Genomic DNA, 16707 nt, shown 5'->3' on the forward strand with positions numbered 1-16707 from the left:
CGATTCCGCCGCCTGACGCTATCGGCGACCGGAGACGTCAAGCCCAAGACCCCTTTGGACTTCACTGGTTTTCAGTGCGGTCACGAAACGGATCTGGATCCGGTTCACCACACCAACGCTGCACGCCTTCCGCCGATTCTGGCGCGCAGAAGTCCATCAGCAAGGTTCATGCCGGGCTAATATATCCATTTATATCCATTCGCGGGCCGACTGGCCCCGGCATCGCCTCGTTTCGGTACACATACGTTCGGAAGGTTGACCGATAGTGAAACAACTCCGGCGGCTGGAACAAATATTTTACAACCCGGATGCGACAATGGCTGGAATCGGGCCTGGCAGGCTTATTGCAAGGCCGAGACGGGACAGCCTTCCACAGCGGATTGGACGGATTTGAAAGCGCCAGCAGCCATGAAACCGGAACAGCCTTCCATCCTGATCCTGGGAACGCGCGGCATCCCCGCGGCCCATGGCGGCTTCGAAACCTTCGCCGAGAGACTGGCGCTTTTCCTGGTCGCACGCGGCTGGAAGGTCGGCGTCTACTGCCAGGAAGAGGTCGAGCGGGTCGACCAGCGGGTGCGCCTCGACAGCTGGCGCGGCATCGACCTCATCCACGTCCAGGTCGCCTCGGAGGGCCCGCGCGCGACGCTGGAATTCGACTGGCAATGCGTGCTCGACGCCGCGCGCCGGCCCGGCGTCTGCCTGGTGCTTGGCTACAATGGCGCGGTGTTCCTCACCTGGCTCAGGCTGATGCGGCGCAAGGTCATCACCAATATGGACGGCATCGAGTGGCGCCGCCCCAAATGGGGGCGCGCGGCGCGCACCTGGTTCTGGCTCAATGAGTGGATCGGCGCCTGGGCCTCGCACAGGCTGGTCGCCGACCATCCCGTCATTGCCGATCACCTGGCGACGCGCCGGCCGCGCAGCGCCATTTCCACCATCGCCTATGGCGCAGATCCGGTGACATCGGCACCCGAGGCGCCGGTGCGCGCGCTCGGCCTCGAGCCCGGCAAATACCTGATCTCGATCGCGCGCATCGAGCCCGACAACAGCATCCTGCCGATCGTCGAAGCCTTCTGCAGCAAGAAGCGCGACATGAAGCTGGTGGTGCTGGGCACGCTGTCCGACCAGATTCCCTATCATGTCGCGGTCCGCAAGGCGGCGAACGCCTCGGTGGTCCTGCCCGGCGCCATCTACGACCAGGCGGCGGTCAAGGCGCTGCGCTATCACGCCCGCGCCTATATGCATGGCCACACGGTCGGCGGCACCAACCCGTCGCTGGTCGAGGCGCTGGCCGCCGGCAACATGGTGATCGCGCACGACAATCCTTACAACAGATGGGTCGCCGGGGCCGCCGCCATCTATTTCACCGACACGCAGAGCTGCGCCGAGCGGATGCAACAGGCGATGGAGGATGACGTGCTGGTCAAGGCTTGCGGCGAGGCCGCCAGGACGCGCGCCCGCGAAGCCTTCCGCTGGGAGGATGTGCTGCAGGCCTACGAGAATGAAGCCTACCGGCTGCTCGGCGTGACATCAGACCGAACGGCCGCTATCGACCGCCCCTCGCCCGGCGCGGTATGACGGGCTGGTCGCGCCGGCGGCTTCTCACCACCGCGCTGTCGACAGCGCTGGTGCCCGCCGCCGCATCGCTGGCGCCACTTTCCACCTCCTCCGCCCTTGCCGCCAATAGCGAATGGCGTTTCCGCCGCGGCGTCAACGCCTGGCCCTGGTTCGCGCTGACACGCGAATTTCCCGCACCGCGCACCGACTATGACTGGCCGCCCTTCCAGTCGCAGCGGCCGGTGCCGACCCCGGACGACCTTGGTCGGCTACGCCAGACCGGGCTCGATTTCATCCGCCTGCCCGTCGATCCCGGCCCGTTCCTCGCTGGAGACGACGCCACGCGCGGCAAATTGCTGGACATGCTGGACGCCGCCGTCGCCGTCACGCTCGACGCCGGCCTCGGCATCATCGTCAACGTCCAGGCCAATGGCGCCACCCATTACTGGAACCCCGATCGCATGCTTTCCAGCACCGAGGCTCCGGCCTTCCACCTCTACCGGGCGCTGGTCGGCGAGCTTGCCGGCAGGCTGGCGCGCTTCGCCCCAGGCATGGTGGCGCTGGAACCGGTCAACGAACCGGCACAATCCTGCGATTCCAACGTCTGGTCGCAGGTCCAGGCATCCCTGCTGACGGCGGCCCGGGCGTCATCCCGCACCTTACCGCTGGTCGTCACCGGCGGCTGCGGCTCGATGGTGAGCGGGCTGGCGGCACTCGATCCGGCGCCGCTGGCATCCTTCGAGCCGATCCTGTTCACCTTCCACTTCTACGAGCCCTATCTGTTCAGCCACCAGGGCGCGCCCTGGATGCGCGAGCCGGTCTACCGTTCGCTGAACAATGTGCCGTGGCCGGCCTCCGCCGGTTCGCTCGACGCGACGCTCGCCTCGGTCAGGGCGCGCATGGCGCAGGATAGCGAGACCCCGGAAGCGGACAAGCAGGCCGCCTATGCCGAAACCGAGCGCGTGCTGAAAGTCTATTTCGACGCCCGGCCCGACCGCTGGTTCATCGACAAATATCTCGGCCAGGCGCGCGCCTGGGCCGATGCCCACGGCATCGCCCCGGAACGCGTCATCATGGGCGAATTCGGCGCGCTGCGCACCGATGCCCGCTATGTGGCGGCGCCCAACCCCGACCGCGCCCGCTACATATCAGATGTCCGCCAGAGCGCCGAGGCGGCCGGTTTCCCCTGGGCCTTCTGGGACCTCTTCGACGGCATGGGCATGATGGACGACACCACGCGGGCGCTGGACCCGGCAATCGTCGAAGCGCTGGGGTTGAGGATGCCGGGGTAGCGCCGACCGTCGAGATTAGCCGAAAGCTTCGTCGCTTCGTCATCCTAGGGCGGAGCAAGGAGCGAAGCGACGCGGCGCAGACCCTAGGATGACGAGACGCGGGGAACCCGACGCTAACGACGCAGCGGCAAGCCCTTTGGCTGGCCATCCCCCGGTTCGCGCGCCCGTTGCCCCACCACCACCCTTGCCGGCCGGTACAGCACCAGCGCGATTACCACGAATTTGGTCATCAGCGTGGTCTTCGACGCCAGGCTTTCTGAGGTGTTGAGCAGGATCAGCCAGCCCAGCATCAGCAGCCAGATGCCGGCATGGCAGCGGCGCGCCACTTCGTGCATGAACAGCGCGAAGCCGACGAACAGCAGCAAGGTGAAGAAGGCGCCCTGGTAGAGCACCATGCGGATGATCGGGTTCTCGATGCCCTGCTCGAGGCCGCTGATGCGGCGCAGGCTTTCGATGAGGTCGATGTCCGGCCCGACGATCAGGTCGCGCAGTTCGAAATGTTTGAACAGTTCGAACATCTCGACGCGGGCATTGGCGCTGCCGGAGTCCGACACGAAGCGCTCGAGCAGCGCATCGAAAAAGCCGTAGGCCGCCGCGACCGCGATGACCACCGGCACCAGCGCGGCAAGGATCAGGCCGAGTGCCGCGCCAAGCAGGTTGACGCGCCCCGTGCGCAAGCCGCGCAGCCCCTGGATGAGCAGGTAGCAACCGCCGAGCACGATGGTCAGCACCATCGCCGAGCGGCCGCCAAAGGCGACGAGAGCCGCAAATTGCAGGCCGATCAGCCCGAGCCGCAGCGGCATGGACAGGGATCTCGAACCGGAGAGCAGCGCCAGCACATAGATCGAGGTGACCGTGGCATTGGACAGCGGATGGCCCTGGAGCGCCGTCGAGCGCAGGTCGCTCATGAACACCTCGCCGTCGAGGCGATAGGGAAAGATCAGCGTCTTGGTGGCGAACTCGAACAAAGCGAGCAGCGCGTTCACGGTCATGATGGCGTGAACAACGGTCTGCATCCGTGCGAATGTCTTCTCGTCGTCCTCGGCCAGCATCATCACCAGCAGCGCCGGCGCCACGAAAGTGTCGATCATGCCGGCCATGCCGGGACGCTGCCTGGCGACGACGACCACCAAGAGCACGATCGAGATGACCGCCATCAGCGCGCTGGCCGGCCGCCGGTCGGCGACGGCCACCATATAGCCGATCGGATTGCCGAAGGTGCAGGCGCGCCAGGCAAACACCAGCACGAGCAGATAGGTTGACGGATGGATCTTGGTCGCCGGATTGCCGGTCAGGCCATCGTAATTGTAGCCCACCAGCCACAGCATGCCGCCGGAGATGGCGAACAGCAGCGCCACCGTCGCGACCAGGCCGAAGCGCGTGATCCAGTCGACAGTATCGCCGGTGCGGCCGGAGACTTGACCCGAACCGACCCAGCCGGCCGCCGGGTTGGCCGCCCGGGTGGCGGTCCCCGTCGCGGCCATGTCAGGCCGCCTCGTCGACCAGCAAGGCGCCGGTCGGCAACCGCCCCATGACGGAAATGGCCTGCGAGGCCGCCGTGACGTCGCGCATCGGCGTCGAGTTCAGCGTCGCGACCATCACGATCTCGTCGACCATGGCGACCAGCGGCGAGGCGTTGAGATTGTCGGCCAGCGCGCCGCCGTCGACGACGACGAGGTCGAAGTTGCGGCCCGCCTGGGCCAGCATGTGCTGCGTGAAATAGACGCCCTGCGCCTCGGAGAAGACGGCCTTTTGCCGGCCCCTGCCCAGAACCGCGACATTACTGCCGGCGGTGTGCTGGCTCACCGCCTCGAAGGCATATTCGCCGCGCAGCACGTCGAGCAGACCGGGCTGCGGCTCCTTCTTGCCGCCGCTGGCATTGTTGGTGTCGATGAACAGGACCCGGCTGCCCCTGGCGGCCGCGGCATTGGCGAGCAACCGCGCCACCCGCCCGCGATGCGCGGCGTCTTCCGGCGGCGACGTCAGCAGGATGGACGGCACCAGCGGCCAGTTCGGCGGACGCCGGCTGGAGGCGAACAGCCGCCTCAGCGCCAGGCCCGCGACCGCATCCGTCTTCTGCCCGGCCGCGGCGGCGCCGCCGCCGAAAGGCCACCAGCGGCGGCCACTGCCTGCCTTTGCGGGCAGCACGCCGAACACCGGTGCGTCGATGGCCGATTGCATCTGCGCGCTGGAAAGCACGGTCGGCGAGGAATATTCCATGATCAGCGCCAGCGCGGTGCCCAGCCCCAGCCCGCCGAAGAGGGCGCCGAAAACCAGCAGCGGCAAAGGCGGCCAGCTCTTGTTCAGGGCGGGCATGGCGTTGGAGATGATGCGCGCATTGGTGCTGTCGACATTGATCTGCTCGCGCGTTTCCTGCGCCCGCTGCAGATAGGTGGCGTAGACCGAGCGCACCGCCTCGAGGTCGCGCTGCAATTCGCGCAGCCTGACCGAGGCCTGGTCGGTGTCAAGCGACTTGCTCTTCATGCCGGCGACCTTGGCCTCCAGCGCCTGCTGGTTTGCCAGCGCCCGCTCGTAGTCGGTTTCGGCGGCGGCGCCGATGCGTCCGAGTTCGCGCGCGATGAGGGCGCGCGTGTCGCGCAGCTGCTGCTGCGCCGCGATCATCGAGGGGTGGCGCGGCCCAAGTTCCGTGCCAAGCTGCGAGACCTGGTCGACAAGCGTCGCCTCCTGCGCCCGCAGGCTCGAGATGACCGACGAGCGCATCGCTTCCGAGGTGGCGTCCGGCGCGCCGCCGGAGCGGCGCAGCTGGTCGACCTGCGCCTTCAGCGCCGCGGTGCGGCTCTGTGCGGCCGAAAGCTGCGTGTTGATCTCGGTCAGTTCCTGGTCGCTGACCAGATTGCCCGCCGCCATCACCATATTGTGGGCGGATTTGTAGGCCTCGACGGCGTTCTCGGCCTGCTGCACCCGCTTGCGCTGCTCCTCCAGCCGCGCGGTGATGGAATCGGAAGCGTCCGTGGCCATTTTCGCGCGCGCGCTCGCCTGATCGGCCAGATAGGCCTGCGCGATGGCATTGGCGAGCTTCGCCGCCTTGTCGGCGCTCTTGGCGGTGACGATCACGTCGAGCACCAGCACCTTGTCGGCACGCTTCACCGCCAGCCGGCGGCGCAGCGCATCGAGCGTCTTGCCCGTTCTGTCGGTTTCGGCCGACCCCGAGCCCAGCACGCCGCCGAGCAAGCGGCCCAGCAACCCGCCCTGCCCGTTGAATTCCGGATCCTCGGTCAGGTTGGTCGCCTCGATGGCCCGCAGCAGCACGCCCGTCGACTGAACGACGCTGACCTGGCTTTCCACCATGGTGATGCCGCCATCGGGCGGAACGCGGCTCGGATTGACGTCGTTGGTGACCACTTGCAGATCTTGCGGATCGATGAGGATTTCCGCCACCGAACTGTAGAGCGCCGGCGTCAGCAAGCCATAGGCCAGCGCCCCGAGGGTCAGCAGCGCGGCGGTCAACAAGATAAGGAAGCGGCGGCGCACCAATATGCGCTTGAGGTCACCCAGCTCGACGGTCGAGGATGCATAGGACGCCGTCGGCACTGGCTCCGGGGCGGCATATTGCATCGCCTCCGGAGCGGGTTGTTGCGGCAACGAGAGCAGGGATGATTGCAAAGGTCGCTCCGACAACACTCCGTGTGCCTGCAAGTTTAAATTGCAGCTTCGACCTAGCTATTCCTCCAACTGTTAAAACACTGTTAATTATGTTGAGAGCTCTTCTGATTTTTGGCACGGAGTTTGCCTAATAAAGGCACGTGCGTGTCGACACGGGGCCAGCGAGCAGGAGACGGATGGAAATGGGGCAGCAGATCAGTCCAGACCATCCGTGCGGCCATCTCTCCTGCCCTATTTTCGAACACCAGCCCGATACCGATCACGATGCTGGGGGTGCGACATGCAAGTGAGCCTGCGACTGGACAGCGAATGCGTCCGTGCTTTTCACCTGCTGCTGTTGGAGCGCCTGGCGGCACTGGCGCAGGTCGAGGTGTCCGTCGATGCCAGGCCGGCTGGAAGCGGCATTCCAGGCAGCGCCGCGGCATTGTTCCAGCTTGAGACAGCCATCCACGGCCTGCCGGCGGACGGGCTGGCCAAGCGCCTGCCCCTATCGGCGCTGGCGCCCTACCGGACGCAGCCGCCCGCTTCTCCCGATCTGGTGATCGACCTCTGCGGCGACGTGAGCCTGGAGGGAACGCGGGTCTGGCGCGTCACCTATGACGGCGCCGCCGGTGAAGCGGCCTTGCTGGCGCTGATCCTCGACGGCCGCACGCCGATTTCCCGCATTGAGGAGCGCGCCGCCACCGTCGCCGAAGGACGCCTGGGCACCGAATATGGCGGCATCGCGCTCGCCTCCTTCCAGGACATGCTGGCGCGCACCGCAAGCCTGATCCTCGCGGCAATGCCCCCCTCGGCAACGAATGGCGCGGCGCGGGCCGCCCTGCCGGTGCTGCCCGAACCGGCGCAGGCCGTCGCCCCGCCGCAGATACCCTCGCCCGCCAAACTCGGCATCAGGGCGGGCAAGGCGCTGGCGCGGCGCATCGTCCAGAAGATCTACCATCTCTGCTACAACGCCCCGCACTGGAAGGTCGGCTGGCGCGAGACCAAGGGGCTGGATCTGTTCGACCTGCGCGCCCATCCGGCAACCGGCTGGCAGGTGCTGCCCGACGATGGCAGCCGCTTCTACGCCGATCCATTTCCGATCCTGTACCAGGGGCAAGTGACCCTTTTCGTCGAGGATTATATCCACCGCCTGGGTCGGGCCATCATCTCCGCCGTGCCATTCGGTCCGTCCGGGCCGATCGGGCGTCCCGAGCCGGTGCTCGACCTGCCCTACCACCTCTCCTATCCCTTCGTCTTCGAGCGCGACGGCGAGGTCTGGATGGTGCCGGAAAGCTGCGCAAACCGCACCGTCGATCTCTACCGCGCCACCGCCTTCCCCGGCGGATGGGTCAAGGAAGCCACGCTCTTGTCCGACATCGTCGCCAGCGACGCCACTCTGGTCGAGCATGGCGGGCGCTGGTGGCTGTTCGCCACTGTCCGGGACGGCGGCGGCGCCTTTTCCGATGCGCTGCATCTGTGGTCGGCGCCCGACTTCCGCGGACCCTGGACACCGCATCCCAAAAACCCCGTGCTGGTCGACATCGCCTCTGCCCGGCCGGCCGGCCGCATGGTTGAGCGCAACGGCCAATTGCTGCGTCCGGTGCAGGATTGCCGCAGGAGTTATGGCGCGGCCCTTGGCATCGCACGTGTCGCTCACCTTGATTTGAACTGCATGGAGCAAGTCGTCGAGACCATCTTAACTCCTGGGGCGCTATGGAATGGGCGCAAGCTGCACACGCTCAACGAGGCGGGCGGCCTGGAATTCATCGATGGCTCGGCGATCGCGCCGCGCTGGAAACACTGGAAACAGAAGCGTTCGCCGTTAACGTAAACAATCGTTACTACCAGCCACCCGTGCTGGTTGCTTGAGGTTGATATGGGGCCGGAAGATATTTCCACTGCAGATTGTGCAGGCGCAAGATGACCAGCAGAAAGGCAAAGACATGACCACCGCCGCGGCTGGCCCGACCGAAGTCGACGTAGCGATCATCGGCGCCGGAATGGCCGGCACCACCCTGGCAACGCTGTTGGGAAACGCCGGCCGCAAGGTGGCGCTGATCGATCCGCACCGCGTTCATCACGACGAGTTCCGGGCCGAGAAGATCGGTGCGGATCAGATGCAGCTGTTCGAGAAGCTCGGCCTCGACAAGATGGTCATGCCGCTCGTCACCCCGTTTACCGACATAGATGTCTTCCGCCTCGGCCAATTCTTCGCCCGTGAAAAGAAGTGGGAGTACGCATTTTCCTATGGGGCGCTGATCAATGGCCTGCGCGACGCATTGCCGCCGCAAGTGCCGATCACGATCGGCAAGGTGGCCGAAGTGTCGACCGGACCTAACCGGCAGCGGCTTGTGCTGGCCGACGGCGCCGTCATCGATGCCCGCCTGCTGGTGGTGGCCACCGGCTACAGCGAATTGGTGCGGCGCGCCATCGGCGTCGAGCGCATCGAACTGTCGAAGGCGCATTCGCTGTCCATGGGATTCGACCTCGCCATTGCGCCGCGTGACTGCGCCTATCGGGCGGTCACCTGCTACGGCAAGCGGGCCTCGGACCGTGTCGCCTATCTCACCGTCTTTCCCATCGGCGACAAGATGCGCGCGAACATGTTCGTCTATCGCACCGTCGCCGAACAATGGACGCGGGACTTCCGCGCCGATCCGCAGAAAATGCTTTGCGAGCTCATGCCCGAAATCGCGACGCAGTGTGGTAACTTCGAGGTGGCGAGCCCTGTCGAGGTCAGGCAGGTCAATCTGACCACGACGCAGGGCCATCGCCGCGACGGCGTCGTCTTCATCGGCGACGCATTCGTGACGACATGCCCGACGCCGGGCGTCGGCATCGGGCGGGTCATGGTCGATGTCGATCAGCTCCATTCCGTTCACATTCCGCGCTGGCTGGAAACACCAGGCATGGCGGCTGACAAGATCGGCGCTTTCTATGACGACCCGGTCAAGGTGGCCGCCGACAAGGCAGGCATGCGAGTGAGCTTCTACGCCAAGCAGATCACCACCGAAACCGGACTGGAATGGCGCGTGCGGCGCCTGCGCAACAACGCGGCGCGTCAACTGATGATCATCGGCCGCAAGATGCGCCATTTGGGACCGCGGCGGGAGCCCGGCATGGCGTGAGGGTCCTCCACCCTCTCCCCCATTGAAGGCAGAGGCGTGTTCCCTTCTTCTCCCTTCAGGGAGAAGGGAAGCGCGCCAGCCTTGTGATTGCGGTGGCTGGCGGACGGTGGCAGTCGCGGGCTCTCAGGATTGGCCGTTGCCTGGCGAGCCAACGGATTCCCGCATCAAGACCCGGCAAGGTTCGAGCCGCGCTCTCGGCGGCCCCTCCTCGCCTTCAATCCGGGCAAACAGCGCCTCCATGGCGTGGCCGGCGATCTGGTGCACCGGTTGCACCACGGCGGCAATGGCCGGCCATGTCACCTGCATCCATTCGGCGTCGTCGAAGCCGACCAGCGAAATGTCATCGGGGCAGTGCCAGCCGCGCCGCCGGAACTCCGACAGCGCCACCAGCGTGCCCTTGAGGAACAGCGAATAGACGGCCGTCGGCCGCTCGCCTTTCGCAAAATAGTCGCGCAGCTGCGCCCTGAGCGGCTCGACATCGGTTTCGGCAAGCACGACATCGATGCGCACGTCCGGCGCCAGGTGCAGCGCGGTGGTGCGGAACCCGTCGAGGCGGGCGCGTACCGTGGCAGCCTGCTCGCCAAGGCCGACGACAAGGATGTGACGATGGCCCTTGCCGATCAGTTCGCGCGCCACTTCGGCGCTGGCCGCCGCACTGTCGGCCGACACCGTGTCGAAGGCGTCGTCCGACAGCACGCGGTCGATCAGCACGCCGGTCATGCCGTTGGCCTTCATGAAGGCGGCCGCCGGGCCATGCTCGTTGCGCACCGGCGCCAGCACCACGCCTGCCACCCGCCAGTCATGCATGCGGGCGAGGATTTCCGTTTCGCGCGCTTCGGATTCGCGGCTCGACGCCGCCACCAGCGTGTAGCCCCGCTGTTCGGCGAGGCTTTCGAGTTGCGTGACCATCTGGCCGAAGAACTCGCTTTCGAATTCCGGCATGATGGCGCCGATGATGCGGCGCTTGGCCCGGCGCATGTCGGAGGCCAGCGGATCGACGCGGTAACCGAGCTGTTCAATGGCATCTAAGACGCGCTGCGCATTCTCGGGCTTGACCGTGGCGACGCCGGCCATGACCTTGGAGACGGTGGCGGCCGACACGCCGGCGCGGCTCGCCACGTCGTGGATCGACGGACGCCGCTGCTGATCTTGCGCCATTGCTCCTCCCGAGGCGCGGACAGAGGCATTTTCTGTCCGTCGCAGAAACGAGTAAATCGATTTTTCGCAGTTGTAAATCGGTTCATCGGCGGTATTTTAGCCGCGAAGCCACATGTCGCCCAAAACTGAAAAACGGTTTTGGACAACGACATGGGCAAAGCAAAAATGCGCGGCGTCGGACCGCGCCGGGAGGAATCGTCGTGCCAGACAAGGATTTGCCGCTGGTGATCAGCGCGCCGGAACCGCGCTCGCTGGAGCTGATCTTCACGCCGCCGCAGCTGGCGCGCTTTCGGGCGAAATACCGCATCGTGGAGACCACGGCCGACGGCGTCGCCAAGCTCCCGGCCGATGTGCTGGCGCAGGCCCGCTATATCGTCGGCCAGCCGCCGATCTCTTCCGAGACGCTGGGTCGGATGACGGCGCTGCGCTGCGTCTTCAATGTGGAGTCCAACCTCCTCAACAACATGCCTTACGAGACGCTGTTCGCGCGCGGCATCCATGTCGTCACCACCGGTCTGGTCTTCGCCGAGCCGGTGGCCGAGCTCGGCCTTGCCATGGCGCTGAACCTTGCCCGCGACATCGTCGATGCCGACCTCGCCTTCCGCAAGGGCGAAGAGCTGTGGGGCGGCGACGGCAACCAGACGGCGCGGCTGCTGTCGGGCGCCAATGTCGGCATCATCGGCTTCGGCGATCTCGGCCGCGCGCTGAACCGGCTGCTGACGGGTTTCCGCGTCAGCACCAAAGTCTTCGATCCCTGGCTGCCGCCGTCGATCCTGATCGACAATGGCGTCGAGCCGGCTTCGCTGGACGAGGTGCTGACATCGAGCGACTTCGTCTTCGTCGTCGCCTCGGTGACCTCCGAGAACCAGGGCTTTCTCGGCGCGGACGCTTTCGCCAGCATGCGCAAGGGCGCCGCCTTCATCCTGCTCAGCCGCGCCGGCGTCGTCGATTTCCCCGCCCTTATGGCGGCGGTGAAGAGCGGCCATATCGTCGCCGCCAGCGACGTCTTCCCAGAAGAGCCGCTGGCGAGCGACCATCCGGTCCGCACCTTGCCCGGCTTCCTGCGCTCGGCCCACCGCGCCGGGGCGCTCGACATCGCTTTCAAGCGCATGGGCGACATGGTGCTGGAGGACATGGACCTGATCGACCGCGGCCTGCCGCCGCTGCGCTCCAAGCGCGCCGAGCGCGAAACGGTCTCGCGCATGCGCTCCAGGCCGGTGGACCGGAACTGACGGAGGCGGCCGTTCAGGCGATTTGTCCGTGGCTTGATAAACACCGCACTCCACAGACAAGCTCAAACCGCAATGGCGCGCGCCATAACGTGACCCTGGTCGGCGGCATAGCAATTGCATATTACTAAATTAGTGAGAACTTAACTAAAGAGCAAATGAGGGCAGATTCCAACCTGAGGGTTGGGCTGGAAAGAGACATGTACTTTCCGCAATTTCTGGTCGGTATGTCTGCAACGACAATTGGCGTTGCGATCTGGGCCTGTTTGGAGACCGGGTCGATCTGGGCGACCCTCGGCTGGTCGGTGCTGACGCTGGTCATCTTGCAGGTCGGTTACGTCGGCCTGGTCGTTCACCTGGTGTTTATGCGATCATCGGAACCATCGGACGCACGCTCGGCAGCGGATCCGACAAGCCCGCTTTTGTTCCAGACTTTTTGAACGGGCAGGATTGAACGCCGCGCCGGCGCCGCATGGGTGACATGGCGAGGGGCTAGCTCCATGAGACAGTTGCTAGGACACGTTGCATTGGCATGGCTTGTGCTGCCAGGCGATGCAGACTCCCATGATTGGTATACGGGCAAGACTGATCCCGTTCTTCACTATGACTGCTGCGGTAACAAGGATTGCTACCCGATCGATTCCAACAACGTCAGGATGACAAAAGACGGCTATTTTGTCAGGATGCCGCGACCTGCTTACTTGAATGAGTCCCAGGAAGAGGAGTGGTTTATCCCTAGAGAGCGTGTCCAGACGTCGCGTGACGATCGATACCATATCTGCGAGCGCTTGATGACGTTCTACCGGACGATCATTCCTCACTTGAGGTTCGAGGCCTATCACAGATTCAGGTGGACGTGTTTCTTCGCGCCGATGGGCACTGGTTCAATCCAACCGGAATGAACATTCCGCTGACTGGGGGATGACGAAGCTATCTGGAGGCGCGTCACAGCCATGCGACCCGCTCGGCCCGGCCTGCCGAAGGCCTGGCGACAGCTTCAGGAACAGGCGAGGCCTTGCGGCCTCGTGCCGAAGATCTGGCTGATTCGTAAGCCCGGAAGCCCGCGGGCCTCTCGTTGTGATGGAACGATCGTCCTCCTGAAAGGTTTTGCAAAAGGCCGGGCGGCGGGACGCCCGACCTACTCCAGAAGGCCCGTCACGATTCGCGTCGGTGGCGGGCCTTTTCGTTTTGCTGCGCTCATGACATGCGGAACCTTCCTGACAAAGCGACGTTGGTCCTCGCCGGTCAGGCAGACAATTCGCAAAAAGGAACATTCCATGGGAAGCACCAGCGACAAGGCCTCGGGTCTCGCCAATGAGGCCGTAGGCAAGGCCAAGGAAGGCGTCGGCAAGGCCGTCGGCAACGACCGCCTGCGCGCCGAAGGCGCGGCGCAAGAAGCCAAGGGCAAGGTCCAGAAGGCCGTCGGCGACGCCAAGTCCGCCGTCAAGGACGCGACCAACAAGACCGCGGCCGCGATCAACAAGAACCTCTGAGGGTACTTTGCTTTCTAAAGAGAAGGCCGCCGTCGAACCGGCGGCCTTTCTTCATTCGCGGATTTGAAATCGGCGGGGAACGCATTGCCACCCCAGAGATTGAGGAACCAGCGCAGCCCGCGCATTGACCCAGGGATTTTCAGTCATGGCGAAGCAAGCATCCAAATTGGCCGGAACGGCCGCGACCATCCACGATCAGAAACTGCAGCGCGGCGAAGGCGGCGAACTGCACCAGACCGCGTCCGGTTCGACAGCCGTACTGACCACCGCACAGGGCGGCCCTGTCTCGGACGACCAGAACTCGCTGAGGATCGGTGCGCGTGGGCCAACCGTGCTCGAGGACTTCCACTTCCGCGAAAAGATCTTCCATTTCGATCACGAGCGCATTCCCGAGCGCGTCGTCCATGCGCGTGGCTATGGCGCGCACGGCTATTTCGAAACCTATGAATCGCTGGCCAAATACACCCGCGCCGACATCTTCCAGCGCGCCGGCGAAAAGACGCCGGCTTTCGTGCGCTTCTCCACCGTTGCCGGCAATAAGGGCTCCGCCGATCTTGCCCGCGACGTCCGTGGCTTCGCCGTAAAACTCTACACGCAGGAAGGCAATTGGGACATTGTCGGCAACAACATGCCGGTGTTCTTCATCCAGGATGCGATCAAGTTTCCCGACCTGATCCATGCCGCGAAGGCCGAGCCCAACAGCGATTTCCCGCAGGCACAGACCGCGCACGACAATTTCTGGGATTTCATCTCGCTCACGCCGGAAAGCATGCACATGATCATGTGGGCGATGTCCGACCGCGCCATCCCGCGCTCGCTGCGCTTCATGGAAGGGTTCGGCGTCCACACTTTCCGGCTGCTCAACGCGAAGGATGAATCGACCTTCGTCAAATTCCTCTGGAAGCCGAAGCTCGGCCTCCAGTCGGTCGCCTGGAACGAGGCGGTCAAGATCAACGGCGCCGACCCCGACTTCCATCGCCGCGACCTCTGGGACGCGATCCACGCCGGGAATTTCCCCGAATGGGAACTGCAGCTGCAGCTCTTCGACCAGGCCTTCGCCGACAGCTTCGACTTCGACATCCTCGATCCGACCAAACTCATCCCCGAGGAGGTGCTGCCGCCGATCGCGGTCGGCCGACTGGTCCTCGATCGCATGCCCGACAATTTCTTCGCCGAGACCGAGCAGGTGGCGTTCATGACGCAGAACGTGCCGCCCGGCGTCGACTTCTCCAACGACCCGCTGCTGCAGGGCCGCAATTTTTCCTATCTCGACACGCAGATCAAACGGCTGGGCAGCACCAACTTCACCCACCTCCCGATCAACGCGCCGAAATGCCCCTTCCACACTTTCCAGCAGGACGGGCACATGGCGATGCGCAACCCGGTGGGCCGCGCCAACTACCAGCCCAATTCATGGGATGAAGGCCCGCGCGAATCTCCGCAAAAGGGCTTCCGATCCTTTGCCGAAGCCGAAGCCGGACCGAAGGCCCGCCTGCGGGCGGAAAGCTTTGCCGATCACTACAGCCAGGCACGCCAATTCTACATCAGCCAGCACCCCGTGGAACAAGGCCACATCGCCTCGGCGCTGACCTTCGAACTGAGCAAGGTGCACACCCCGGTCATCCGCGAGCGCATCGTATCCCACCTCCTCAATATCGATGATGCGTTGGCTCGCAAGGTGGCGGATGCGCTGGGCCTGAAGGCGATGCCGAAGCCCGCCGATGCGGGGGCGCCGACGCGCACCGACCTTCCCGCGTCCGACGCGCTCAGCATCCTCAAGAACGGCCCCGGCCGCTTCGAGGGACGCAAGCTCGGCATCCTGGTGACCGACGGCACCGACGCAGCTCTGCTCAATGCTCTGAAGCAGGCGCTGACCAAGGCCGGCGCCAAGTTCGAGATCATCGCGCCGAAGGTCGGCGGCGCCAAGGCCAGCGACGGCAGCTGGATGGACGCGCAGCAGATGATCGCCGGCGCGCCGTCTGTTCTCTACGACGCCATTGCGCTGCTGGCGGCAAAGCCTGCAATGGCCGGGCTGCTGAGGGAATCGACCGCCCGCGACTTCGTCGCCGACGCCTTTGCGCACTGCAAATTCATCGGCTTCGTCGAGGCGGCGGCACCACTGCTGGACAAGGCCGGAGTTGTCGAGGACGAGGCGGTGATCCCGCTTGCATCCGCCAAGGATGTCGCGGGCTTCATCACCAGGCTCGGCGACCTGCGCCTCTGGGCACGCGAGCCGAAGGTGAAGCTGGGCTGAACCACGAACTGAACCTGGCTGCGCCCACGCGACCGAGGCGCGGCCAGATCCAGCCGCGTGCGCATTGAGGCATCCGTGCAGCCAGATCAGCCAAGACCTGCCGGGTGAGCGTCAGGCGGCGCGGCCGAACTCGTTCTCGACAATGTCGAGCAGCAGGCCATTATTGTCTGCGCCGACGGGTGCCCTCGACCGCCAGTCGCATGCTGAGCGGTCGAACTCGATCGGTGCCGCGTAGAGCTGGGCGAAGCCAAGCACCAGCCGTTCGGCGTCCGCAAGCGACAGGTCGCAATGGCGGCTGGCCAGTCCAGCGGCCAGGACCGGGACGTTGACGATTCCAAGATCGTAAATGGTCTTGATCAGCATGCGATTGAGGTCGTCACGCAGTTCGATCGGGTAGTTGTGCATGGCAAACTCCTGTCCAGCGGACTGGGTTTTCCCTCGCTTTCACCATGCGCTCAGCGATTCGTTAAAGCAAGCAGATTGTCAAAAAAGTATTAATAAAATCAATTAGTTAGTATATTGGGCCAGTGATGCAACCGAAGCATTTTGAGTGGCTGATGCAACAAATGTATTTGACTACCTCGGAACCAAACAGGCCATTGGCAGATTGTGAGGCCCATAAGTCACTTACTCATTCGGCTCACCGGCTGCATCGCCGGAAGGAAGGGACCTCCACGATGGCTGACAATCTCGAGCGTCCTGAACGGCTGCAGGTGATGCTGAACGAGGAAGAATTCGCGGCCCTCGACACATGGCGTTTCGACAAGCGCATGCCGAGCCGCGCGGCCGCCGTGCGTGAGCTGCTGCGCCGTGGCCTGGCCGCCGAGGGCTTCCTGCATGCCGACAGCGGCACGCGTTCCGGGGATTTCGGTCTTCTGAATGGCGAACAGCACGCCCGCAAGACGAAGCCTTCGGAGGGGTGAGGATGCACGGCGCGGCCCACAGGGCGGACGGCGGTTGCCGACGCGCACAACAACAAAGGTGATGTCG

General features: G+C 64.8%; 13 protein-coding genes. 9 read left to right on the forward strand and 4 right to left on the reverse strand.

Going from position 1 to position 16707, the window contains the following annotated elements:
- The first annotated feature begins 408 nt into the window (after window positions 1-408).
- Window positions 409-1578, forward strand: a complete 1170-nt coding sequence (locus MAFF_RS09355) for a DUF1972 domain-containing protein (protein ID WP_010910656.1) — start codon at window positions 409-411, stop codon at window positions 1576-1578.
- The gene (locus MAFF_RS09360; protein WP_010910657.1) at window positions 1575-2849 is read left to right on the forward strand and encodes a glycoside hydrolase family 5 protein; all 1275 of its coding nucleotides are present in this window, start codon (window positions 1575-1577) and stop codon (window positions 2847-2849) included. Before MAFF_RS09355 ends, MAFF_RS09360 begins: the two co-directional genes overlap by 4 nt.
- Window positions 2850-2962: 113 nt before the next feature.
- Here the strand turns inward: MAFF_RS09360 and MAFF_RS09365 are convergent, their stop codons facing one another.
- The gene (locus MAFF_RS09365) at window positions 2963-4333 is read right to left on the reverse strand and encodes a VpsF family polysaccharide biosynthesis protein (RefSeq protein WP_010910658.1); all 1371 of its coding nucleotides are present in this window, start codon (window positions 4331-4333) and stop codon (window positions 2963-2965) included.
- 1 nt (window position 4334) lies between these two features.
- Window positions 4335-6425 carry a GumC family protein gene (locus MAFF_RS09370; protein ID WP_010910659.1) on the reverse strand — a complete coding sequence of 697 codons (2091 nt, stop codon included), beginning with the start codon at window positions 6423-6425 and terminating at the stop codon, window positions 4335-4337.
- 328 nt (window positions 6426-6753) lie between these two features.
- Here MAFF_RS09370 and MAFF_RS09375 point away from each other — a divergent pair, with 328 nt between their 5' ends.
- Together MAFF_RS09375 and MAFF_RS09380 are read left to right on the forward strand one after the other, a co-directional pair.
- Window positions 6754-8286 (forward strand): glucosamine inositolphosphorylceramide transferase family protein, encoded by a 1533-nt coding sequence (locus tag MAFF_RS09375; RefSeq protein WP_044548169.1) that lies wholly within the window; start codon window positions 6754-6756, stop codon window positions 8284-8286.
- A gap of 112 nt (window positions 8287-8398) precedes the next feature.
- A complete protein-coding gene (locus tag MAFF_RS09380) occupies window positions 8399-9583 on the forward strand; it encodes an FAD-dependent oxidoreductase (RefSeq protein ID WP_044550697.1) in 1185 nt (394 codons plus the stop codon).
- Between the two features lie 123 nt (window positions 9584-9706).
- On the opposite strand, the gene MAFF_RS09385 is transcribed toward MAFF_RS09380, so the two are convergent.
- Window positions 9707-10741, reverse strand: a complete 1035-nt coding sequence (locus tag MAFF_RS09385) for a LacI family DNA-binding transcriptional regulator (protein ID WP_010910662.1) — start codon at window positions 10739-10741, stop codon at window positions 9707-9709.
- Between the two features lie 200 nt (window positions 10742-10941).
- On the opposite strand from MAFF_RS09385, the gene MAFF_RS09390 reads away from it, so the two are divergent.
- The 4 genes from MAFF_RS09390 (at window position 10942) to MAFF_RS09410 (ending at window position 15717) form a co-directional block, all read left to right on the forward strand.
- The gene (locus MAFF_RS09390) at window positions 10942-11973 is read left to right on the forward strand and encodes a hydroxyacid dehydrogenase (protein ID WP_010910663.1); all 1032 of its coding nucleotides are present in this window, start codon (window positions 10942-10944) and stop codon (window positions 11971-11973) included.
- Window positions 11974-12170: 197 nt separating this feature from the next.
- Complete coding sequence (locus MAFF_RS09395) at window positions 12171-12410, forward strand: hypothetical protein (protein ID WP_032931099.1); 240 nt, start codon at window positions 12171-12173, stop codon at window positions 12408-12410.
- Between the two features lie 837 nt (window positions 12411-13247).
- Window positions 13248-13463 carry a CsbD family protein gene (locus MAFF_RS09405; protein ID WP_044548173.1) on the forward strand — a complete coding sequence of 72 codons (216 nt, stop codon included), beginning with the start codon at window positions 13248-13250 and terminating at the stop codon, window positions 13461-13463.
- Window positions 13464-13608: 145 nt separating this feature from the next.
- The gene (locus MAFF_RS09410; RefSeq protein WP_010910667.1) at window positions 13609-15717 is read left to right on the forward strand and encodes a catalase; all 2109 of its coding nucleotides are present in this window, start codon (window positions 13609-13611) and stop codon (window positions 15715-15717) included.
- A gap of 111 nt (window positions 15718-15828) precedes the next feature.
- On the opposite strand, the gene MAFF_RS09415 is transcribed toward MAFF_RS09410, so the two are convergent.
- Window positions 15829-16122, reverse strand: a complete 294-nt coding sequence (locus MAFF_RS09415) for a hypothetical protein (RefSeq protein ID WP_010910668.1) — start codon at window positions 16120-16122, stop codon at window positions 15829-15831.
- A gap of 272 nt (window positions 16123-16394) precedes the next feature.
- Here MAFF_RS09415 and MAFF_RS09420 point away from each other — a divergent pair, with 272 nt between their 5' ends.
- Entirely contained in the window at window positions 16395-16640 is a 246-nt protein-coding gene (locus MAFF_RS09420) for a hypothetical protein (RefSeq protein ID WP_032931102.1), read from the forward strand.
- Window positions 16641-16707: the final 67 nt, after the last annotated feature.

It is taken from the genome of Mesorhizobium japonicum MAFF 303099, from assembly GCF_000009625.1.
In the GTDB taxonomy this organism is placed as follows: domain Bacteria; phylum Pseudomonadota; class Alphaproteobacteria; order Rhizobiales; family Rhizobiaceae; genus Mesorhizobium; species Mesorhizobium japonicum.

What these genes read in the sequence shown, in the direction of transcription:
- MAFF_RS09415 (WP_010910668.1), bottom strand. Translation starts at nt 16,122, where the DNA reads ATGCACAACTACCCGATCGAACTGCGTGACGACCTCAATCGCATGCTG.
- MAFF_RS09420 (WP_032931102.1), top strand. Translation starts at nt 16,395, where the DNA reads ATGGCTGACAATCTCGAGCGTCCTGAACGGCTGCAGGTGATGCTGAAC.
- MAFF_RS09395 (WP_032931099.1), top strand. Translation starts at nt 12,171, where the DNA reads ATGTACTTTCCGCAATTTCTGGTCGGTATGTCTGCAACGACAATTGGC.
- MAFF_RS09385 (WP_010910662.1), bottom strand. Translation starts at nt 10,741, where the DNA reads ATGGCGCAAGATCAGCAGCGGCGTCCGTCGATCCACGACGTGGCGAGC.
- MAFF_RS09370 (WP_010910659.1), bottom strand. Translation starts at nt 6,425, where the DNA reads ATGCAATATGCCGCCCCGGAGCCAGTGCCGACGGCGTCCTATGCATCC.
- MAFF_RS09405 (WP_044548173.1), top strand. Translation starts at nt 13,248, where the DNA reads ATGGGAAGCACCAGCGACAAGGCCTCGGGTCTCGCCAATGAGGCCGTA.
- MAFF_RS09360 (WP_010910657.1), top strand. Translation starts at nt 1,575, where the DNA reads ATGACGGGCTGGTCGCGCCGGCGGCTTCTCACCACCGCGCTGTCGACA.
- MAFF_RS09375 (WP_044548169.1), top strand. Translation starts at nt 6,754, where the DNA reads ATGCAAGTGAGCCTGCGACTGGACAGCGAATGCGTCCGTGCTTTTCAC.
- MAFF_RS09380 (WP_044550697.1), top strand. Translation starts at nt 8,399, where the DNA reads ATGACCACCGCCGCGGCTGGCCCGACCGAAGTCGACGTAGCGATCATC.
- MAFF_RS09355 (WP_010910656.1), top strand. Translation starts at nt 409, where the DNA reads ATGAAACCGGAACAGCCTTCCATCCTGATCCTGGGAACGCGCGGCATC.
- MAFF_RS09365 (WP_010910658.1), bottom strand. Translation starts at nt 4,333, where the DNA reads ATGGCCGCGACGGGGACCGCCACCCGGGCGGCCAACCCGGCGGCCGGC.
- MAFF_RS09410 (WP_010910667.1), top strand. Translation starts at nt 13,609, where the DNA reads ATGGCGAAGCAAGCATCCAAATTGGCCGGAACGGCCGCGACCATCCAC.